This is a genomic window from Brevundimonas sp. FV1ye4L, assembly GCF_058681255.1.
On sequence record NZ_CM178734.1, the window covers coordinates 3,228,865 to 3,247,957 of the forward strand.

A 19,093-nucleotide genomic window follows, 5' to 3' on the forward strand; every position below is an offset into this window, starting at 1 on the left:
GTTGCAACGCGCCGGGTGTGGCACGGTTCGGCGATCACGCCAACGGTTCGAACCTCGGCTTGTTGGTCAGAGCGCGCAGGACCCCGTCGGCGATGCCGAAATGCAGGCCTGTCAGGGTCAGTTCGCCGGCGGCCTCGCGCTCGGCGATCCAGGGGAAGGTACGAAGATTTTCGATCGACAGGCGGACGACGGCCTCTTCGGCTGCGCCCTCGACCTGGTCTTCGGACACTTCCTCGGCCACGCGGCGGACGACGGCCGAGCCCTGGGCGACCCAGGGGGCGACGAAGTCGGCGCAGGTGTCGGGCGCGCCGTTCAGCATGGCGTCGACCCCGCCGCAGTGGGCATGACCCATGACCACGATGCGGCGCACGTTCAGAACCTTGACCCCGAACTCCAGCGCCGCCGACACCCCGTGCAGCAGGCCGTCGGGCTCATACGGCGGGACCAGATTGGCGACGTTGCGCACCACGAACAGCTGGCCGGGCGCCGCGTCGAAGATCAAGGCAGGGTCCGCGCGGCTGTCGGAACAGGCGACGATCAGGGTATGCGGCTTCTGGCCCAGCTCGGCCAGGGCTTCATACTCGGCGCGGGCGGCGGGCCAATGGTCGCTGCGGAACCTGCGATAGCCAGCAGTCAGTTCGTCGTCGATGTCGCTCATGAGGCGCCTGTAGCGCTTTGAGCGGCGCTGATAAATCGTGTATACGTGTGTATACAGAGGAGCGCGCCATGCCCGTCACCAGTCGAACATTCCGTAGCGGCAACAGTGAAGCCGTGCGCCTGCCGAAGGAGTTTGCGTTCGGGCCGGGCGTCGAGGTCGAGATTGATCGCAAGGGCGACGTCGTGACCATTTCGCCCAAGAGAAAACCTGTCAAAGAGATGCTGGCCAAGCTGCGTAGCCTGCCCAAGCCAGCCAGCATCGGTATTCGTCACGAGGTCGAGATCCCCGAACGTCCGGGTCTCTAGGCGTGGCCTATATGCTTGACACCAATGTCGCCATTCATCTGCGGGATGGCGACGCGCTGGTCGACGAACGAGTGGACGCCCTTGATCCTCCGCTTCTGCTGTCCGTCATCAGCCGTGTGGAGTTGGAAGCAGGTCTGGGCCGGCTGGAGGCAAGCACCGCAAAACGGCGGGCGAGGTTGGACGCCCTGCTGGAGGTCGTGCCGGTGCTTCCATTCGGATCTGACGAGGCGCAGGCCTACCGATTTATCGTCGAAACCTGCGGCTTCTCACAACGTAAGGTGCTGGATCGAATGATCGCGGCACAGGCGATTACTGCGGGCGCGACCCTGGTGACCCGTAACGGCGACGACTTTCGCGACATTCCCGGCCTGACCCTGCTGGAGTGGTGAGGCGGTCTACGGCTGCCTGAAGAAGGCGTGGATGCGTTCGGCCAGGGCTTGGCTGACGCCGTCCACCTTGACCAGGTCCGACACCGAGGCCCGGCCGACCCCCTTGGCGGAGCCGAAGGCGTGGAGCAGGGCCTTCTTGCGGCCGGGGCCGACGCCTTCGATCTCGTCCAGCGGGTTCTTCTTGATGTCCATCGAGCGGCGCTTGGCGTGGGCGCCGTTGGCGAAGCGGTGGGCCTCGTCGCGCAGCCGTTGGAGGTAATAGAGGGCCGGTGACTTCAGGGGCAGCATGAAGGGCGGCTTGCCGGGCATGAAGAATTTCTCCATCCCTGCGTCGCGATCCGGCCCCTTGGCGACCCCGACCACGGCGATGTCGTCCAGTCCCAGGTCGGCCAGGACGGCCAGCACCTCGGCCAACTGTCCGGCGCCGCCGTCGATCAGCAGCAGGTCGGGACGGACGGCGTCCTCGCCCTCTTCCTCGTCCTTGACCAGGCGGGCGAAGCGGCGGCGCATCACCTCGCGCATCATGCCGTAGTCATCGCCGGGGGTCAGGTCTTCGCCCCGGATATTGAACTTGCGATACTGCGACTTCTGGAAGCCGTCGGGGCCGGCGACGACCATGCCACCGACCGCATTGGTGCCCTGGATATGGGCGTTGTCGTAGATCTCGATCCGTTCGGGCCGGGTTTCCAGGCCGAAGGCCTCGCACACCTCGTCCAGAATCTTGCCCTGGGCCGAGCTTTCGGCCAGGCGGCGGCCCAGGGCCTCGCGGGCGTTGGTCAGGGCGTGATCGACCAGGGCCAGTTTCTCGCCGCGCATCGGGCGGACGATCTCGATCTTGCGGTCCGCCTTCATTGAGAAGGCCTCCTCCAGCAGCTCCAGCTCGTGCGGGCGGACGTTGGACAGGATCAGGCGCGGGATGGGCTTGTCCTCATAGAACTGGCCCAGGAAGGCGGCCAGGATCTCGGGATCGGTGTCGGTCTTGTCCACGCGCGGGAAATAGGCCCGGCCGCCCCAGTTCTGGCCGGCGCGATAGAAGAAGACCTGGACGCAGGCCTGGCCGCCGTCGGAGTGCAGGGCGAAGACGTCGCCCTCGGCCACGCTGTCGGCGCTGACGGAGTTCTCCATCGAGATGGCGGACAGGGCCCGGATGCGGTCGCGCACGCGGGCGGCCTGTTCGAAGTCCATCTCGTCGGAAGCAGCCTGCATCTCCTGCGACAGGCGGCCGATGACGGCGCGGGACTTGCCGCGCAGGAACTGTTCGGCCTCGGTGACCAGTTCGCCGTAGTCCTCCAGCGAGATCAGGCCGGTGCAGGGGGCCGAGCACCGTTTGATCTGGTGCAGCATACAGGGGCGGGTTCGGGTCTCGTAGACACTGTCCGAGCAGGATCGCAGCAGGAAGGCCTTCTGCAACGTGTTCAGCGTCCGGTTGACCGCCCAGGTCGAGGCGAAGGGGCCGAAATAGTGGCCGGGCGTCGTGTGGGCGCCCCGATGTTTCTTCACCTGGGGCGCGCGGTGGTCGCTGCGGATCATCAGCTCGGCGAAGGACTTGTCGTCGCGGAGCAGGACGTTGAAACGCGGCTTCAGCTTCTTGATGAAGTTGGATTCCAGCAGCAGGGCCTCGGTCTCGGACGCCGTGACGACCAGTTCCATCGACCGGGTCTGGGCCACCATCAGGCCGATGCGCTGGGTGTGGAAACGGCCCTGGGCGTACTGGACGATGCGCTTCTTCAGCGACTTGGCCTTGCCGACGTACAGGCATGAGCCGTCCTCGCCATACATGCGATAGACGCCCGGCTTGTCGGGCGCCCGACGCGCCTCGTCGGCGATCAGGGCGGCGGCCGTCAGGTTCGAATCGAGCGTCTCCTCGGTCATCCGGGTGGATATAGGCTCACGACCGCCGAACCAGAAGGACGCCCGCCAGAACCAGCCCCACCCCGGCGATCCGGCCCAGGTTCAGCGGCTGGCGCGGCACGCCCAGGGCGCCGAAATGGTCGAGAATCAGGCTGAGTAGCAATTGGCCGCCGACCATCAGGGTGATGGTCATGGCCACGCCCAGGCGCGGCACGCCCCAGGCGGCGGCGACCACGAAACAGGCGCCGTAGACCCCGCCCAGCCAGGCATACCAAGGCAGGGCCCGGGCGGCGGCGATGTCGGGCCGGGTGTGCATCAGGGCGGCGACGATCCCCAGCACGGTCGTGCCGATGGCGAAGGAGATGAAGGCGGCGTTGACCGGCGAGGCGACGGCCGTGGCCAGCTTGGCGTTGGTCGGCGCCTGGAGGGCGGTGGCGCCTCCGGCCAAGACGACGACGATGATGGCGAGGAGCGAGGGGTTCATGGCCTTGGCTAGCACGGCTTTCGCCGGTTGAGCAGAAGTCCGCCTCACCAATTTGTATCGGTTGGTACGCCGTCGAAGATTTCGGCCAGGCGGGCGCGCGTGCCCCGGTTTACATCCTCGGGCAGGACGGCGGGGTGGAACCAGCCGATCTCGGCGATCTCGCCCTCGCTGGACCGCTCGCCCAGGTCGAAGGCGTCGATGCGGAAGACCACCACATGATCGCCGGGGAAGAAGCGCTCGTTGGAATGGATGGAGACCAGGCGCGGCTGGGTGCGGGCGATCAGGCCGGCCTCCTCCCTCAGTTCACGCACCACGGCGTCCTGAGTGGTCTCGCCCTTGTCCACCCCGCCGCCGGGCAACCACCAGCCGGCCAGATAGGTATGCCTCACGAGGCAAACGCGACCTTGGGCGTCCACGGCTACGGCCCTGACGCCGAGCGTCATGCCTCGGGTCAGGCGCGAATAGACGAAGAAGAGCGGGCGCGTGAACGGTTCGATCAGGATGCGCCAATTCATTGATCCGCCTCGTCGCGCGCCTTGTGCTGTTTCAGCTTCCACCGTGTCCACAAAAGGATCGGAACGGTCAGAATAAGGAAGATGACGATTGCCGCTCCGACGTGGTGGGTAAATCGCCAAGCTATGAATCCGCACCACAGGAACCAGATTGGCCAGACTACCCAAGGCAAAAACTTCGAGTTCATGTGGAAGGTCGCCCTGCTCGCCCATTGATTAGCCATTGGCCAACCCGGAAGCCTTTGAACCACACTTGAAGATAGGTGTGTTTGACCAGCAGCACCCGCCCGCCCGCATCGACGGCGACGCCCCTCACCCCCAGGGTTTTGCCGCGCGTCAAACGCGACCAGACGAAGAAGAGGGGACGGGTGAAGGGTTCGATGTGGGTTCGCCAGGTGCTCATGTCGTGACCATGGCATGACGGATCGTCGCTAGGTCAAGATCGAGCGGCGGCGCCCTGGTTGCGGATCAGATAGAGGGCCATGTCGCGCAGGCGGGGGAGGCGTTCCTTCAGGCGGCGGCGCAGCGAGGGGGTCTCGGCGTTGACGCTGGGGGTCAGGTCGGGTTCGACGCCGTCCAGCAGCCGCATCCAGGCCCGGTCAGGCTCGTAGCCCTGAACGATCAGCTCTGCGCCGATGTCGCCATGACGACGCAACTGGCCCTGGAGCCGAGGCAGGTGACGGCGCCAGGCGCCCAGGCTGGAAGGACAGACGGGACGGATCTGGCGCATGGCCGGAGCCCATTCGGCGTTCGGCCGGTCCACCGCGAGGTGATAGTCCAAGAAGCGACGGATCGGCCGCAGCCAGGGCATGACGGTCATCAACTCGGTCTGGACCACGTCCGGCTCGGTCACCAGTCGGCGATAGTCGATGACATGAAAGCGCGGATGGTTTCGGGCGCGGGCGGCGGCGCGGGCGGCGCGGCGCCAGACCCGCAGATTGGTGAAATAGCGGCCGGGGTAGGCGGCGTGCTCGCTGGTGACCACCTCGCGCGGGTCGCGGGCCAGATAGACGACGTCCAGTCGGGGATCCAGTTTCAGGATGGCCACCGCCGCCTCCACTTCGCCCGGACATTTGGTGCAGACCAGGCGGCGGTCGCGCGGGACAGGCCGACGAAGCCGCTGTTCCGCCTCGACCGGACCGTCGATATCGAAACAGGTCAGGATCATGACATGGAGCAGGGTGGTGCCGCTGCGGGGCGCGCCGGTGATGTGCAGGCGTCTCGGGCGGGGGGCGTCGGGCATTCTGGTCCTCTTGAAAGCGAGGCGCCAGTGAAGCCGAGCATTGCGGGCGTCGTGGGGTGATCGGGTATCGGTGGTGTTTCAGTCCGGGGGCGGATGTTTCGCGCGTGAGACGCAGGGTGGAAGCGCCGGGGCCGCTTGAACCCCGCCGCCACTCGCTCTAATCCTGAAGGCCAACAGGAGCATAAACATGCTGGCGCTCGGCATCATCTTCGGCTTCATCGCCGTCATGGCCCTCATGAATCTGGTCGAGTTCGGCCGGGTTGACTGAACAGGGCTCCAGCGCCGTGCGGGGCGTCGCCCTGGTCACGGGCGGGGCGCGACGGATCGGGCGGGCCATTTGTCTGACCCTGGCCAAGGCCGGTTATGACGTGGCCGTGCACCACCATGCGTCGGGCGAGGACGCCCGGACCCTGGCGGACGAGATCGCGGCCCTGGGGCGGCGGTCGTGCCTGTTGCAGGCGGATCTGACGGACGAGACCAAGGTGCAGGCCCTGGTTCCGGCGGCGGCCGAGGCCTTGGGGCCGGTGACGGCGCTGGTCAACAACGCCTCGGTGTTCGAGGACGACCGGATCGGCGGCCTGACCCGCGAAAGCTGGGACAAGCATCTGGAGACCAATCTGCGGGCGCCCCTGGTGCTGGCCGAGGCCTTCGCCGCCCAGACTGTCGAAGGGGTGATCGTCAATCTGCTGGATCAGAAGGTGCTGAAGCCGGATCCGCGCTTCTTCTCCTACAGTCTGTCGCGCAACGGCCTGTGGTGGGCGACGCAGACCCTGGCCCAGGCCCTGGCGCCGGGCATAAGGGTCAATGCTGTAGGGCCGGGACCGACCCTGCCGTCGATCCACCAGACCCCCGAGGAATTCGCCGCCGAGGCGCGCGGCACCCTGTTGCAGACCCCCGGCAGCCCCGAGGCGGTGGCCGAGGCGGTGCTGTGGCTCATTGACGCGCGGATGGTCACGGGCCAGATGATCGCCGTCGATGGGGGCCAGCATCTGGCCTGGCGCACCCCCGACATCCAGGAGTAGTCGCGTGGTCCAGTCGTCTTCGGTGTCGCCGTTTCCGGCGGACGAGCCGCTGCGCTACGAGCGGCTGAGCGTTTTCGTGCGCGGGCTGGAGGTCGAGGCGGGGATCGGGGTCTATGATCACGAACAGGGGCGGTTGCAGCGGTTGGTCATCGACGTGACCCTGGAGCTGGCGCCCAAGTCCATCGAACGTCTGGGCGACACCATCAACTATGAGACCGTCGCCAATGCGGCGCGGGCCATCGCCGCCGAAGGGCATGTGGGCCTGGTCGAGACCTTCGCCGAACGTCTGGCGCGGGCCTGTCTGGAAGATCGACGGGTGCAGCGGGCGACGGTGCGGATCGAGAAGCCGGGCGCCCTTCAGGCCGTGATCGCGCCGGGCTGCGAGATCGTGCTGGGGCGATAGGTTGCGTCGGGCCTTCCGCGCGGCCATTGTCGGTTAATAGACCGGCCGTTTCGACGGCGTGAGAAAAGCGTTCGATATCATGGCTGAACCCGGCGATCCGAAGGGGCACGACGCCCACGACGGCGATCACGATCATGACGCCCATGTCGGTTTCGTCTCGCCTGCCTGCCTGGTCGGCGTGCCGCGCGCGCCCGCGTCCCCGCCGGAAGCGTCAGTTGAGCCGGAACCTGAAACCCAGGCCGAACCGCGTCTACCGGAGCGGGAGCGCGATCTGTTTGACCCGCCGGAGCCCGTATCCGTGCCCCCCGCCTTCGCCCCCACGGCGGCGCCGACGCCTCGTTTCGCCGCCGATGTCCGGCCTGCGCCGATGAGCCTGTACGCCGTCTATGTGCTGATCCTGCTGGCCGTCCCGACCCTGGGTCTGTCGGCCGTGCTGGCCCTGCTGGCCGTGACCGGGCGCGACGGGCCGGACGAGCCGCTGGCGGGCAGTCATTTCGTCTACCAGCAACGGACCCTGTGGACTGCGGCGGTGGCGGCGGTGCTGAGCGGACTTCTGGTGATCGTCAATATCGGCGTCTTCGCCCTGTTCCTGCTGGCCCTGTGGGTGCTGGCGCGCGGCGCCTTCGGCGTCCTGCGGCTGAAGGCCGGGCGGCCGATCGACAATCCTCGCAGCTGGCTGTTCTGAAAGGACGACCATGACGACCGAACCCAATTTCACCGCCGGCCAGGAGCCGGAAGGCAAGGTCGCCGCCCTGATCGCCTGGGCCCTGTTCATCCTGTCGATCCCCAGCGCCAATGTGCTGGTGCTGGTCGGGCTGGTCGTCTCCTACGTGGCGCGCGCGACGGCGGTGGGCGTGGCCCGCCAGCATATTGACAGTCAGATCCGCCTGTTCTGGTCGGTCATTTGGTGGACCATCGCCGCCTGGGTCGGCATCTTCGTCAGCGCCCTGCTGTCGGTGATCCTGATCGGGATTCCCTTCCTGCTGCTGTTCGCACTGATCTGGTTCCTGCTCAGCGTCTGGTTCACGGTGAAGAGCGTGCTGGGCCTGATCAATCTGCTGCAAGACAAGCCGATCTGACGCACCCCGCCGATGGAACATCCCGCCCCTCAAGCTGTTGAAGCGAAAAGGGAGTTGAGTATGGGACCGTTCACGGACGCGACGTTAGAAAACCGCTTCGAACAGGAGTTCGACAGTGATGCCGGGCACGGCCGGGTCTGGGCCGACTACGCCGTGCGCGGCGGAGCCCGGATGATCCTGCACGTCGAGGCAGAGCAGGGGCTGCGCGGCTCCGGCGCCGCCAGCCGGTTCATGCAGTCGATGGCCGAATATGCGCGTGAAAAGGGGCTGAGGCTGTTCCCGCGTTGCAGCTATGCGGTGGTGTGGCACAAGCGGCATCCGGATTACGACGACGTGCTGGCTTAGCCCCCAGCTGGCTTATTCAAAGCCGTCATCCTCGCCCTCGTGGCGAGGATCCATACGCCCGGTTTCTGACGTCAGAAACCGGGCGTATGGATTCTAGGGACAAGCCCTAGGAATGACGAGGAAGGGGAAGTGTCCTCCCCCCAAGAGCCTTATCCCCCCGAATAGCCGCCGATGATGGGCAGGATCTCGCCGGTGATGAAGCTCGACATCTGCGGCGAGGCCAGGAAGACGTAGGCGGGCGCGATTTCCTCGGGCTGGGCCGGGCGTTTCATCACCGTCTGGGCGCCGAACTGCGACGTGGCCTCGGCGTCCTTGTCCGCCGGGTTCAGCGGTGTCCAGACCGGGCCGGGGGCGACGACGTTCACCCGAATGCCGCGCGGCGCCAGGTGCGTGCCGAGCGAGCGGGCGTAGGCGTGGATGCCGCCCTTGGTCATGGAGTAGTCCAGCAGGGCCTGACTGCCCATCAGGCCGGTGACCGAGCCGGTCATGACGATGGCGCCGCCGGACTTCATGTGCGGGACCGCCGCCTTGGTCATGTTGAAATAGCCGTAGAGATTGGTCTTCAGCGTGCGGTCGAAATGTTCGTAGGTCAGGTCCTCGAAGGTGCTGACATGTTCCTGGAAGGCGGCGTTGGGCACCAGGACGTCCAGGCGGCCGAAGGCGTCCAGCGTGGCCTTCATTGCCGCCTCTGCGAAGGCCGGATCGGCGACGTCGCCCTTCAGCACCACGGCGCGGCGGCCCTCGGCCTCGACGGCGGCCTTGGTGGTCTCGGCGTCATTGTCCTCGTCCAGGTGGCAGATGACGACGTCGCAGCCCTCGCGGGCGAACAGGACGGCCACCGAACGGCCGATGCCGGAGTCGGCGCCGGTGATCAGGGCGGCGAAACCTTCAAGCTTGCCCGAGCCCTTCCAGAAGGGGGCGTCGTACATTGGGGCGGGATCGAGGGCGGCCTCGTCGCCGGGCTTGGTCTGGTGCTGTTTGGGGAAGGGCGGCGCGGGATAGGCGCGGGCGCCGGCCTGGACGGCGCCGGAGGATTCATCGCCGCCGGACTGCTGGTCCTTGGCGTCGATGTCGCGCTGGATGGCGCGTTCCTGGTCGGCGATGTCGTCGGCGCGGGCGTTGAAGCGGTCGTCCATGACGGGTCTCCTGAAGACTGTGGGGGTCTTCAGAAGAGCGATCCAGGCGGCGAGCCGTTCCCCGTTTTTAGCCGACCCTACCGACGATGGTGCGGATGGTCTCGGCCCGGGTCGGCAGATCGGCGGCGAGGCGAGCGGCGATCTCGCGAACGCCCACGGGATAGGCGTCGCCGCCTGAGGCGATGTCCTTGGCCTTTTCCGCAGCCTGGGTCAGGAGTTTCTCGAACTGCTCGACCTCTTCCAGCGCCAGGGCGTGGGCTTCGAGCTGGAGGCGTTTGACCCGTTCGCCCGTGGTCTCGGGCGCGCGCATCAGGTCATAGACGGCGGCCTCGGCGCCGACGAGCCGCAGGTCGGGTTTGGAATCGGCGCCGGTCTTCTTGGTCATGGAATCGTTCCCCAGCAGTGCTGAGGTTCGGAAATGGAGGCTATGTCGGGTTGCGTCGAGCTTGACCGTAGCGGTTATGGCGACGCTGTGGCCGCCATGCATCGGTTTTCGCTGGCTTAAAGCCGGGATCTACAGCTCGGGAGCGCGGGCCGGGACCATGGCCGGAGCAGCGACCGGGGCCAGGACGCCGCCGGCCACCGCGCGCAGCGGCGAGCGCGGCGTGTGCAGGACAGCCGGATTGACGCTGACGCCGTCCTGGGCCGGAGTGACCAGGAAACCCTTGGCGGCCAGCTTGTCGCCCGAGCGAACGCGCGAGGTCCAGACCGTGATCGGGGCGGCCAGCAGCAGCGGCAGGACGATCGGGGCGAACCAGGTGGCCAGGTCGGGGCGGACGCACAGCGGGATCAGGAAGCCGACGCCGGCGACCATCTGCCAGCGCATGGCGCGGAAGGCGTCGGACCAGGCCAGGCCGTCGGCCTCGCGCTGCTGGGTCGACCAGCCGGTGTCGTGGCCGGACAGGATCTGGATGAAGGCCTTGGTGTTAGCGACCATCAGGATGGGGGCCAGGATGGCCGACAGGGCGATCTCGGCGGCCATGCCCTTGGCGATGGCGCGACGCCCGCCGAAAGCGCGCAGCTCGGCCGGGCGGCTGAGCACCAGGGCGGCGCCCATGAACTTGGGCCCGATCAGCAGCACGCCCGACAGGAAGGAGGCCAGCATGAAGGGGGTGAACTGGGGGTTCAGGATGTAGAAGAAGCTGGTCCAGTCGACCGGATAGAACATCTGGATGAACAGACCGACCATCAGCGACGCCAGCCACAGGGGCGAGGACAGATAGGCCATGCAGCCCATGGCCAGTTGCAGGCGGCTCATCGGCGACAGGCCCTTGGCGCCGATCAGGCCCAGGTGCTGCAGATTGCCCTGGAACCAGCGGTGGTCGCGGCGGATGAAGTCGGTGATCGACGGCGGGGTCTCTTCCCACGATCCGTCCAGGGCGGCGGTGACGTGAACGGCCCAGCCGGCGCGGCGCATCAGGGCGGCCTCGACCACGTCGTGGCTCATGATATGGCCGCCGAAGGGCTTCTTGCCCGGCAGATGGGGCAGGCCGCAGCAGGCGGCGAAGGCGCGCGTGCGGAGGATGGCGTTGTGGCCCCAGTAGCTGGATTCCGAACCGGTCCAGTAGGCCAGGCCGGCAGCGGCGACACGGCCGTACAGGCGCACCGAATACTGTGACACGCGGGCGAAGATGGTGCGGGCCTTGATGATGACCGGAGCGGTCTGGATCAGGCCGACGCCCGGATTGCGCTCCATGGCGTCGACCATGCGCAGCAGGGTCTCGCCGGCCATGGTGCTGTCGGCGTCCAGGACGATCATATTCTCATAGGCGCCGCCGAAACGACGGACCCATTCGGCCAAGTTGCCGGCCTTGCGCTCGGCATTGTCCGAGCGGCGGCGGTAGAAGGATTTGCAGCCGGCGGCCAGGCGGAAGGCCTGGAAGACCGAGCGTTCGGCGGCGGCGGCCTCTTCCTTGGTCGAGTCGCTCAGCACGAAGATGTCGAAGGCCGCGGCGGCGCCCAGGCGGGTCAGCGACTGGTCGATCATCGCCAGACGGGCGAAGGAGGCGCGGGCGTCCTCATTGTACAGCGGCATCAACAGGGCCGTGCGGGTGGTCGGGAGAGCCGGTCGGGGCGCGAAGGCCAGATCGGCCTGATCCTTGCCGCGCAGCATGACGAACAGGCCCATCAGGCCGCTGACGAACCAGCACGAGATGGCGGTGATCAGCAGCATGAAGATGCCGAACGCCAGGATCTCGGTGCCGTCCCAGCCCTTGCGGGCGTACAGATAGAAGGGGGTGATGGCGGACAGGCCGGTCAGGACGACGGTGCCGGCCAGCAGCATCAGACGGCGCAGGGCGACCGTGCGCGGGGAGGTGGCGGGGATCGCCTCGGCGACGGCGTCGGGCGCGGCCAAAGACTGCACCGGCATGGCCAGCGGCGCCTCGTTGGGCAGCCAGGACCAGGCCGGCCCTTGCGGAGCCGAGTTGATCGTCTCGAATTCAGCCTGTTCGACAGGCCGGATCGCCAGCTTGTTCATGCCGCTCTAGACGCCCCCGTGTTGACCGACCGCATTCCCGAAGGCAGGGAAGCAGTGGCGCGCTGCATTGCAGCACGACCCCTATAGTCGATCACATTCACGCGATTTTCAATCACGCAATGTTGATATAGCCAAAAAATATGGGGGATTTTTACCCTGGGCGGGTCGCAGGGTCGGCCAGAGCCCTGGCAGAAGGCGAATCCGCCGCCTCCTGCAACAGTTTACGGTCCAGAACCCAGGCTGCAATCCCTACCCAGCAGACCAGGACAATGGCGTAGGCGCGCTCCCACCAGCCCACATTGGCGTCATTGACGGTGCCGGGGAAGACCAGGTGTTTTGTAACAACCGTCAGGATCGCCATGATGACAAAAGTGGCGGCGAGGAAGATTTTTAGCCGGGGCAGATCCCGTCGAGACGCCAGTCCCCACAGCAGCAGAACCGGGGCCAATTGGATGCCCAGGGCCAGGTTGATGATCATGTGGCGCGGGTCCGGCCAGGGATAGAGGGTCGAGGCGGACATGCCCGCTCCGGCCAGGACGAAGACCACGGCGATCACGGCGCCGGCGACCCGCTTTTCCGTCAGGGCGTAGACGGCTAGGCCGAAGCCGATCCCCGCCAACGCCGCCATCACTCCGGCGACGAAGACCCCGCCGTTGAAGATGATCGGCGCCTGGGCCGTCGCCCCGCCCAGCTCGCTCAGATACTGGGTGGCGTTGTCGAAACCGGGATAGGCGGCGATGGCGGCGGCCACCACGGTCAGGGCCAGGAGCGGCGCGGCCACGCCGATGGCCAGCAGGCGGCGGCGACAGTGATAGCGGGCAGGGGGGCGTCGCAGCGCCTCGAGGTCGAGCGGCCAGGGCCGGCCGTCCAACGGCTTCAATCCCCACAGCGGCCGAATGGCGGGAATCCGCTTCACGACCTCATAGACGGCGAAACTGCCCAGGAAGGTGATCAGCAGCAGCGACAGGGCCTCCAGCCCCACCGGCAGACGGGCGGGCCGAATGATCCAGACCGCCGCCACCAGGATCGTCTGGTGCGCCAGATAGAGGGGGAATGTGGCCTCGGTCAGATAGGTCAGCACCGGCCCGCCGCGCGATCGCAGATGCCGGCTGCCGAAGCCCAGGATGGCGCAGATCACCGCCCACTGGTCCAGGCCATAGACCATGGCCTTGGGCACGCCCCAGAAGGCACGTCCGCCCGGATGCCAGACCTGGGCCATCATGACCGGCAGGGCGACCGCGGCCAAAGCCAGGGCGACCCAGCGATACCGCTCCATGTCGCGCCAGATCGTCTCGCGGCCGACGATGCTGAAGCCGAAGACGAAAGCCCCCAGCGACAGGGCGTGATTGTACCAGTCCCAGTGCAGGGTGTTCGTCACCCCGAACCAGGGAAACAGCAGGATGCGGATGGCGATGAGATAGAGGATCGGCAGGATCAGGACGCGCGGTCCGGCCAAAGCCTTCGCCAGCCAACCGCCGATGCGGTCGATCAGGCCCGGCTGGCGCCACAGCAGGACGGTGACGACGCTGTAGGCGGCGATATAGACGATGAACCACAGGTGGTTGACCGGAACGCCGTCGGCTAAGCCGCTGAAGCTAAACTCATGCACCATCCAGGCGGCGAAACCGGCGAGCCCGCTGGGCCAGCCGGCCTTGTCCATCGCCTCGATCCACGACTGGATCGGCACCAGGATTACCGCGCCGAACAGCAGGGGCGGGACCAGCCGTTCGAATCGGGCGCGCGCCACCTCACGCGGGCTGCGCCGAAAGGTCATGAACCGCAGCGCCGCTCCCGACACCAGGAACAGCAGGGTCAGCCGCCAGGGATTGGTGATCAATATGGCTTCGCGCATCCACTCGAAGGTGTGGACGCTGTGAACGTGCCAGCCATAGACGCCGTAGACCAGGCCGACATGATAGAGGATCAGCAGGCCAAAGGCCCCGACCCGGATCCAGTCCAGATCATAGCGGCGCGCGGACGAGGGGGCGGAGGGGGTCACGGCCGCGTCTATGATCCGGCGCGGGGCGTCAGGCAATACGGCGGATGGTCTCGGATTTCCTCAGGCCGCAGCCTCGGTCAGACCCAAGGCCTTCAGGGTGGCGGCGATCGAAGCCTCCTGCTCCGCCTGATACAGGGCCATCTCGTCCAGCACCGACCGGCCCAGGGCCTGTTCGAAATCGGCCTTGGCAGGATCGACGGCATAGGCTTCGCGCACCTCGGTGCCCAGGTTGGACTGGAAGATTCCGGCCGCGCTGACGGGCAGGAAGTCCTCATAGGTGATCGGCTCCGCGACGACGTGACCCAGGGCGATCAGGGCTTCCAGATCGGCCGTCTCGGCGCGCTCGGCCAGGCCTTGCGCCGTCGCGCGATAGCGGAACCAGGCCAGGCTGCCCCGTCGCAGCGCCGTCCAGTCGTCGGGCAGAGGCGAGAAGTCCTTGTTCGCCAGGGCCGCGTCATACAGGGCACGACCGGCGGGGGTCAGGGCGCAACCGCGCTGCTCGATCTCGCCGAAGCGGGCGGTGTGCACCCCCTGGACGGCGCCGTCCGCGCCGGGGAAGGCGATGGCCTCCTGCAGGGCCTTGAAACTGGTCTGGCGCAGCAGGATGGGGCAGGCGCGGGCAGGCGGCCCCTCGATCGTCTCCTTGGGCGTAATGCCCCGTTCGGGCATGGCGGCCTGGGCCGCGTCAATGTCCAGGGTGCGGGGCGTCAGATGGTTGATATGCGGACCCTTGAAGCTGACCACGTCCGCAATCAGCCGGTGGGCGGCGACCAGGCGTTCATAGGTTGCGGCGCTGACCGTCGCCTCGGCGTGCCAGCGGAAGGTCTCCAGCAGTTCGGCCACAAAACGGTCGGCCTGATCCTCGTCCAGGCCGCCGGCGGTCTCGGCCGTTTCGATCAGAGCCCGTGCGCCGGGCGTAAAGATGTCGCGCCGGGCCAGGGCGGCAGCCGCCTCCTGACGCAGGTCGTTGTCCTCGATCAGCTCCAGCCGCAGCAGGGAGCAGAAAACCCGGAAGGGATTGCGCGCCAGGGCCGTCGGATCAACGGGGCGGAAGGCGGTCGAATGGACCGGCACCCCCGCCGGGGCCAGATTGTAATAGCTGACGGGCGCCATGCCCATGACGGCGAAGGCGCGGGCGATGGTGGCCAGTTCGTCCGCCGTGCCGACGCGGATGGCGCCGTGACGTTCTTCCGACAGCCGCGCCAGTTCGCCGGCGGCCGCCAGACGCTCAGCCCCCGCGGCGTCGGCCTTCAGCGTCTGGGCGTTGACCTCGGCCACCAGGGTCAGAAGTTCGCCGTACTGGGGCACCTCCGCCCGGTACATGGCGGACAGTGCGGCCGAGAAACGGCTGCGGATCTCATCGGGGTGGACGAAGGCGGACATGAGCGGCTCCCTGGACCTTTTCGCCGTTCCCTACGCCTGTCGGCCGCCGACGCCTAGCCGGCGGCCACAGGACATTTCGCCCGATGCGGGGTGATCAGGCCTCGACGCCGACCCCGATGGGGCAGACCACGCCGGTGCCGCCAATGCCGCAATAACCAGCGGGGTTCTTGGCCAGATACCCCTGGTGATAGGCCTCGGCGTAGAAATACTCGCCGGCCGGTTCGATCTCGGTGGTGATCGTCCCACGGCCCGCCGTGGTCAGGGCTGCCTGATAGGCGTCGCGCGACGCCTCGGCCTCGCGCTGCTGCGCGTCGTTCAGGGTATAGATGGCCGAGCGATAGGTGGTGCCCACATCATTGCCCTGGCGCATGCCCTGGGTCGGGTCGTGGTTTTCCCAAAAGGCCTTCAGCAGTTCGCCGTAGGGGATCACCGCCGGGTCGAACACCACCTTGACCACCTCGGTATGGCCGGTGCGGCCGGTGCAGGTCTCCTCATAGGTCGGATTGGGCGTGATCCCGCCGGAATAGCCGGCCGAAGTCACCCAGACGCCCGGCAACGACCAGAATATCCGCTCCACGCCCCAGAAACAGCCCATGCCGAAGATCGCGGTCTGGAACCCCTCGGGATAGGGGCCCTTCAGCGGATTGCCGCTAACATAGTGGGTCGTGTCGGTCGCCAGGGGCTCGGCGCGGCCGGGCAGGGCGGTCTCGGCGGTGGGCAGTTCGGCGCTCTTTTTGAACAGCATCGGGGTGGCTTTCGTAAGGAAAATGACGTCAGCGCCTATATGGGGATGTCAGAGGCGCTTGCCGAGGGGGCGAGTGTGTTCTATCAGGCCCGCCTCCCGCCGGATCGACCTTCGGCGGCGCGCAAGACGTGGCGTGAAACGGACAGGTGGCGGAGTGGTCGATCGCGCACGCTTGGAAAGCGTGTGTAGGTGAAAGCCTACCGAGGGTTCGAATCCCTCTCTGTCCGCCAGCCATCTCCCATTTGCCTTTAATTTGAGGGAGTTAGTCGGAGCGGTGGGCCCCTCCTAAGTTATACGACTTAAGTCTACTGCGGGTAGACTGTTGGGACGGGTTAGCGCCACGGTTTGACAGGGCTTGAGTCGGAGCGTTGCGGACGGACGCGCCTTCGGCTGCTTGCAGTCGCCGACGCCATCGGTCATCCAGATGTCATGTGGAAACCGGAGCACGGCATGTCGGCCAGAAAGCCCACGATCGACGATGTGGCGCGTCTGTCCGGCGTGGGACGGACGACTGTATCGCGGGTGCTCAACGGGGGGCCGAACGTCCGGGAGGCGGTGCGACAAAAGGTGCTGGAGGCGGTGCAGACGCTGGATTATCGCGTCAACCCGCAGGCGCGGTCCCTAGCCGGAGGCGGCAGCCGCGTGCTGGCGCTGGTTCTCGCGTCGGATCTGGAGGCAGAGCCCAACTCCTTCTACGCCTCTGCGCTGGAACTGGGGGCGGTGCGGGAATGTCTGCAGTCGGGCTTCCAACTGTTCACGCGCCATGTGCCGCAGAACGATCCCGCAGCGGTCCAGCAGGTGATCGATATCGCGGTCAACCAGCGGTGCCAGGGGCTGATCCTAACTCCGCCATTCTCTGACAACGCCGACCTGATCCAGCAACTGAGGGCGCGGGGCGTGCATCTTGCGGCCATCTCGCCGGGCGGCGGCGGGCGGGGGCTGGTCGATGCGGTCGGCATCGACGACGAGGCCGGGGGGCGCGACATCGCGCGGTATCTGCTGGAGTTCGGCCACCGCCACATCGCCTATCTCGGCGGAATCGCCGGGCACCTATCGGCCGAAAGTCGGCTGGACGGCGTCAGGCGGGCGATGCGGGAGATGGGATTGCCTGACGACGCCCTTACGGTGGAGCGTGGAGACTTCACCTTCCGGTCCGGAGGCTTGATCGCCGCGCGCGTCCTGGCGCTTTCGCCCCGACCCACCGCGCTGATCTGCGCCAACGACGATATGGCGGCTGGGGCGCTGTCGGTCGCTCACGCCAGGGGCTTGCAGGTGCCTGGCGACCTGTCGATCTCCGGTTTCGACGACACGCCCGTGTCCGCCATTGTTTGGCCGCCGCTCACCACCGTCCATCAGCCCCTGAAGGCCATGGGCGGCGAGGCTGTACGCCTGGTATCGGAGCGGATCACCGGGGCTGCCGGGGACTGGGCGTTCCGGACCCTGCCGCATGCCGTTGTCGTGCGGGAATCCGCCGGCGCCTGGCGCGCGTAAGGATGCAGACGCTTGACGACCTCGCTCGCGGCGTCATTATGGAAGCGCTTCCAATTTTAAGGGCGCGTCCGAGACGTCCGCAGGGAGGAAAGCATGAAACGACGGGATCGACTGCGGGCGAGAGCCTGCGTCCTGGCTTTGGCCACGCTCGCCGCCGCCGGATGCGCGTCGGCGCCGGACCGCGCCTGGGTGACGTCGGGCGACCAGTCGCGACTGCTTTCGCCGGAGCGGCTGGTGATGAAAGCCAAGGTCGCGGGCGCGGCTTCGCCGACGGTTCTGCTTGATCCGGATGCGCCGCTTCAAACCATGGTTGGATTCGGCGCCGCCGTGACGGATGCGACGGCGCATCTGATCCAGGCCCGGATGACGAGGCAGCAGCGCGACGGCCTGCTCCGCGATCTGTTCGGACGGGAGAACGGCGGCCTCGGCTTTGATTTCACGCGGGTGACGATCGGGGCGTCGGATTTCTCGTTGAGCCATTACAGTCTGGCGGACGCCGAAGATCCGTCGCTGGCCGGCTTTTCGGTTGAGCCCATGGCGGCCGAGGTCTTTCCGACGGTGCGCCAGGCGCTGGCGATCAATCCCGAGCTCAAGGTGATGGCCACGCCCTGGAGTGCGCCGGGCTGGATGAAGACCACGGGGTCGATGATCCAGGGCGAACTGAAGCCGGAACACTATTCCACCTACGCCGACTATCTGACCCGCTATATCTCGGCAGCCGCAGCCGAGGGCGTCCCCACCGACTATATCAGCATCCAGAACGAGCCGGACTTCGAGCCGGATTCCTATCCAGGTATGCGCTGGGGCGCCGAGGGCAGGGCGCGCTTTATCGGCCGCGACCTGGGACCCCGACTGCAGCAGCACGGTCTGGAAACGAAGATCCTCGACTGGGATCACAATTGGGACAAGCCGCAAGAGCCTCTGGGCGTGCTGAACGACGCCACTGCGCGGCCCTATGTGTCTGGCGTGGCCTGGCACTGCTACACCGGGGACGTGGCCGCCCAGTCCCAGGTGTTCAACGCCTATCCTGACAAGGGTGTCTTCTTCACCGAATGCTCGGGGGGCGACTGGGCGCCCGGCTTTAAGGACAGCTTCGTCTGGACGATGAAGACCCTGATCATCGGTTCGGTCGAGAACCATGCGCGCGGCGTGCTGATGTGGAACATCGCCCTGGACGAGAACCATGGCCCCCATGCCGGGGGATGCGGTGATTGCCGCGGCGTGGTGACGATCAACAGCCGCACGGGGGCGGTTCAAAAGAACCAGGAATACTACGCCTTCGGCCACGCTAGCCGGTTTGTGCGCCAAGGGGCGCGCCGCGTCGCGGTGGCCAAGTCTGCTGATCTGGAGGCGGTCGGGTTCGTCAATCCGGACGGCCGTCGGGTGCTTGTGGTCCTCAATCCATCCGACGCCGAAGCCCGGTTCGAGATTGGCGAAGACCGGTTGCGCGCTGAGGTCGTTTTGCCGCCCGCAAGCGCAGCGACCTATATCTGGAGCGGTCCTCGCTAAAGAGCGTGTTGCCAAAAACGAATATGGCGGTATTGTATTGGAAGCGCTTCCAATGTGGCG

21 protein-coding genes and 1 tRNA gene are annotated in these 19,093 nt (G+C 66.8%); 10 read left to right on the top strand and 12 right to left on the bottom strand.

Annotated features, from left to right (window positions below; all coding sequences use genetic code 11):
• Window positions 1-34: 34 nt before the first annotated feature.
• Window positions 35-658 (bottom strand): carbonic anhydrase, encoded by a 624-nt coding sequence (locus ACW17X_RS15640; RefSeq protein ID WP_492098779.1) that lies wholly within the window; start codon window positions 656-658, stop codon window positions 35-37.
• 68 nt (window positions 659-726) lie between these two features.
• Between ACW17X_RS15640 and ACW17X_RS15645 the strand changes: the two genes are divergently transcribed.
• Window positions 727-963, top strand: a complete 237-nt coding sequence (locus tag ACW17X_RS15645; RefSeq protein WP_304935867.1) for an antitoxin — start codon at window positions 727-729, stop codon at window positions 961-963.
• 11 nt (window positions 964-974) lie between these two features.
• On the top strand, window positions 975-1,352 hold the full coding sequence (locus ACW17X_RS15650) for a type II toxin-antitoxin system VapC family toxin (protein ID WP_492098780.1): 378 nt from the start codon (window positions 975-977) through the stop codon (window positions 1,350-1,352).
• Between the two features lie 6 nt (window positions 1,353-1,358).
• On the opposite strand, the gene uvrC is transcribed toward ACW17X_RS15650, so the two are convergent.
• The 5 genes from uvrC to ACW17X_RS15675 all read right to left on the bottom strand — a co-directional run bounded on the left by uvrC (window position 1,359) and on the right by ACW17X_RS15675 (window position 5,442).
• Window positions 1,359-3,224: an excinuclease ABC subunit UvrC gene (uvrC, locus tag ACW17X_RS15655; protein ID WP_492098781.1), complete on the bottom strand. Its 1,866-nt coding sequence runs from the start codon at window positions 3,222-3,224 to the stop codon at window positions 1,359-1,361.
• 16 nt (window positions 3,225-3,240) lie between these two features.
• Window positions 3,241-3,687, bottom strand: coding sequence for a DMT family transporter (locus tag ACW17X_RS15660; protein ID WP_492098782.1), 447 nt, complete (start codon window positions 3,685-3,687; stop codon window positions 3,241-3,243).
• A 44-nt stretch (window positions 3,688-3,731) separates the two neighbouring features.
• Window positions 3,732-4,202: an NUDIX domain-containing protein gene (locus ACW17X_RS15665; protein ID WP_492098783.1), complete on the bottom strand. Its 471-nt coding sequence runs from the start codon at window positions 4,200-4,202 to the stop codon at window positions 3,732-3,734.
• Between the two features lie 181 nt (window positions 4,203-4,383).
• Entirely contained in the window at window positions 4,384-4,602 is a 219-nt protein-coding gene (locus ACW17X_RS15670; RefSeq protein WP_492098784.1) for a hypothetical protein, read from the bottom strand.
• A 33-nt stretch (window positions 4,603-4,635) separates the two neighbouring features.
• Complete coding sequence (locus ACW17X_RS15675; protein WP_492098785.1) at window positions 4,636-5,442, bottom strand: sulfotransferase; 807 nt, start codon at window positions 5,440-5,442, stop codon at window positions 4,636-4,638.
• Between the two features lie 260 nt (window positions 5,443-5,702).
• Between ACW17X_RS15675 and ACW17X_RS15680 the strand changes: the two genes are divergently transcribed.
• The 5 genes from ACW17X_RS15680 to ACW17X_RS15700 all read left to right on the top strand — a co-directional run bounded on the left by ACW17X_RS15680 (window position 5,703) and on the right by ACW17X_RS15700 (window position 8,291).
• Window positions 5,703-6,464, top strand: coding sequence for an SDR family oxidoreductase (locus ACW17X_RS15680; RefSeq protein ID WP_492098786.1), 762 nt, complete (start codon window positions 5,703-5,705; stop codon window positions 6,462-6,464).
• Between the two features lie 4 nt (window positions 6,465-6,468).
• Window positions 6,469-6,867: a dihydroneopterin aldolase gene (gene folB, locus ACW17X_RS15685; protein WP_492086286.1), complete on the top strand. Its 399-nt coding sequence runs from the start codon at window positions 6,469-6,471 to the stop codon at window positions 6,865-6,867.
• 79 nt (window positions 6,868-6,946) lie between these two features.
• Entirely contained in the window at window positions 6,947-7,552 is a 606-nt protein-coding gene (locus tag ACW17X_RS15690; protein WP_492098787.1) for a DUF4870 family protein, read from the top strand.
• A 10-nt stretch (window positions 7,553-7,562) separates the two neighbouring features.
• Complete coding sequence (locus ACW17X_RS15695) at window positions 7,563-7,946, top strand: hypothetical protein (protein WP_492098788.1); 384 nt, start codon at window positions 7,563-7,565, stop codon at window positions 7,944-7,946.
• 60 nt (window positions 7,947-8,006) lie between these two features.
• Window positions 8,007-8,291 (top strand): GNAT family N-acetyltransferase, encoded by a 285-nt coding sequence (locus ACW17X_RS15700; RefSeq protein WP_492086288.1) that lies wholly within the window; start codon window positions 8,007-8,009, stop codon window positions 8,289-8,291.
• Window positions 8,292-8,440: 149 nt separating this feature from the next.
• On the opposite strand, the gene ACW17X_RS15705 is transcribed toward ACW17X_RS15700, so the two are convergent.
• The 6 genes from ACW17X_RS15705 to msrA all read right to left on the bottom strand — a co-directional run bounded on the left by ACW17X_RS15705 (window position 8,441) and on the right by msrA (window position 16,033).
• A complete protein-coding gene (locus ACW17X_RS15705; RefSeq protein ID WP_492098789.1) occupies window positions 8,441-9,427 on the bottom strand; it encodes an SDR family oxidoreductase in 987 nt (328 codons plus the stop codon).
• A gap of 67 nt (window positions 9,428-9,494) precedes the next feature.
• A complete protein-coding gene (locus tag ACW17X_RS15710; RefSeq protein WP_304936855.1) occupies window positions 9,495-9,812 on the bottom strand; it encodes a hypothetical protein in 318 nt (105 codons plus the stop codon).
• 129 nt (window positions 9,813-9,941) lie between these two features.
• Window positions 9,942-11,906 carry a glucans biosynthesis glucosyltransferase MdoH gene (mdoH, locus tag ACW17X_RS15715; RefSeq protein WP_492098790.1) on the bottom strand — a complete coding sequence of 655 codons (1,965 nt, stop codon included), beginning with the start codon at window positions 11,904-11,906 and terminating at the stop codon, window positions 9,942-9,944.
• Between the two features lie 151 nt (window positions 11,907-12,057).
• The gene (locus ACW17X_RS15720) at window positions 12,058-13,905 is read right to left on the bottom strand and encodes an acyltransferase family protein (RefSeq protein WP_492098791.1); all 1,848 of its coding nucleotides are present in this window, start codon (window positions 13,903-13,905) and stop codon (window positions 12,058-12,060) included.
• Window positions 13,906-13,965: 60 nt separating this feature from the next.
• Window positions 13,966-15,288: a 2-oxoadipate dioxygenase/decarboxylase HglS gene (gene hglS / locus ACW17X_RS15725; RefSeq protein ID WP_492098792.1), complete on the bottom strand. Its 1,323-nt coding sequence runs from the start codon at window positions 15,286-15,288 to the stop codon at window positions 13,966-13,968.
• Window positions 15,289-15,382: 94 nt separating this feature from the next.
• Window positions 15,383-16,033 carry a peptide-methionine (S)-S-oxide reductase MsrA gene (msrA, locus tag ACW17X_RS15730; RefSeq protein ID WP_492098793.1) on the bottom strand — a complete coding sequence of 217 codons (651 nt, stop codon included), beginning with the start codon at window positions 16,031-16,033 and terminating at the stop codon, window positions 15,383-15,385.
• 140 nt (window positions 16,034-16,173) lie between these two features.
• On the opposite strand from msrA, the gene ACW17X_RS15735 reads away from it, so the two are divergent.
• The 3 genes from ACW17X_RS15735 (at window position 16,174) to ACW17X_RS15745 (ending at window position 19,033) form a co-directional block, all read left to right on the top strand.
• A tRNA-Ser gene (locus tag ACW17X_RS15735) sits at window positions 16,174-16,263 on the top strand.
• 220 nt (window positions 16,264-16,483) lie between these two features.
• Window positions 16,484-17,524: a LacI family DNA-binding transcriptional regulator gene (locus ACW17X_RS15740; protein ID WP_492098794.1), complete on the top strand. Its 1,041-nt coding sequence runs from the start codon at window positions 16,484-16,486 to the stop codon at window positions 17,522-17,524.
• A gap of 93 nt (window positions 17,525-17,617) precedes the next feature.
• Window positions 17,618-19,033, top strand: a complete 1,416-nt coding sequence (locus ACW17X_RS15745) for a glycoside hydrolase family 30 protein (RefSeq protein WP_492098795.1) — start codon at window positions 17,618-17,620, stop codon at window positions 19,031-19,033.
• Window positions 19,034-19,093 lie beyond the last annotated feature (60 nt).

What these genes read in the sequence shown, in the direction of transcription:
- mdoH (WP_492098790.1), bottom strand. Translation starts at nt 11,906, where the DNA reads ATGAACAAGCTGGCGATCCGGCCTGTCGAACAGGCTGAATTCGAGACG.
- ACW17X_RS15690 (WP_492098787.1), top strand. Translation starts at nt 6,947, where the DNA reads ATGGCTGAACCCGGCGATCCGAAGGGGCACGACGCCCACGACGGCGAT.
- uvrC (WP_492098781.1), bottom strand. Translation starts at nt 3,224, where the DNA reads ATGACCGAGGAGACGCTCGATTCGAACCTGACGGCCGCCGCCCTGATC.
- ACW17X_RS15710 (WP_304936855.1), bottom strand. Translation starts at nt 9,812, where the DNA reads ATGACCAAGAAGACCGGCGCCGATTCCAAACCCGACCTGCGGCTCGTC.
- ACW17X_RS15745 (WP_492098795.1), top strand. Translation starts at nt 17,618, where the DNA reads ATGAAACGACGGGATCGACTGCGGGCGAGAGCCTGCGTCCTGGCTTTG.
- ACW17X_RS15665 (WP_492098783.1), bottom strand. Translation starts at nt 4,202, where the DNA reads ATGAATTGGCGCATCCTGATCGAACCGTTCACGCGCCCGCTCTTCTTC.
- ACW17X_RS15700 (WP_492086288.1), top strand. Translation starts at nt 8,007, where the DNA reads ATGGGACCGTTCACGGACGCGACGTTAGAAAACCGCTTCGAACAGGAG.
- ACW17X_RS15705 (WP_492098789.1), bottom strand. Translation starts at nt 9,427, where the DNA reads ATGGACGACCGCTTCAACGCCCGCGCCGACGACATCGCCGACCAGGAA.
- hglS (WP_492098792.1), bottom strand. Translation starts at nt 15,288, where the DNA reads ATGTCCGCCTTCGTCCACCCCGATGAGATCCGCAGCCGTTTCTCGGCC.
- ACW17X_RS15740 (WP_492098794.1), top strand. Translation starts at nt 16,484, where the DNA reads ATGTCGGCCAGAAAGCCCACGATCGACGATGTGGCGCGTCTGTCCGGC.
- ACW17X_RS15675 (WP_492098785.1), bottom strand. Translation starts at nt 5,442, where the DNA reads ATGCCCGACGCCCCCCGCCCGAGACGCCTGCACATCACCGGCGCGCCC.
- ACW17X_RS15640 (WP_492098779.1), bottom strand. Translation starts at nt 658, where the DNA reads ATGAGCGACATCGACGACGAACTGACTGCTGGCTATCGCAGGTTCCGC.
- ACW17X_RS15670 (WP_492098784.1), bottom strand. Translation starts at nt 4,602, where the DNA reads ATGAGCACCTGGCGAACCCACATCGAACCCTTCACCCGTCCCCTCTTC.
- ACW17X_RS15695 (WP_492098788.1), top strand. Translation starts at nt 7,563, where the DNA reads ATGACGACCGAACCCAATTTCACCGCCGGCCAGGAGCCGGAAGGCAAG.
- msrA (WP_492098793.1), bottom strand. Translation starts at nt 16,033, where the DNA reads ATGCTGTTCAAAAAGAGCGCCGAACTGCCCACCGCCGAGACCGCCCTG.
- ACW17X_RS15660 (WP_492098782.1), bottom strand. Translation starts at nt 3,687, where the DNA reads ATGAACCCCTCGCTCCTCGCCATCATCGTCGTCGTCTTGGCCGGAGGC.
- ACW17X_RS15650 (WP_492098780.1), top strand. Translation starts at nt 975, where the DNA reads ATGCTTGACACCAATGTCGCCATTCATCTGCGGGATGGCGACGCGCTG.
- ACW17X_RS15645 (WP_304935867.1), top strand. Translation starts at nt 727, where the DNA reads ATGCCCGTCACCAGTCGAACATTCCGTAGCGGCAACAGTGAAGCCGTG.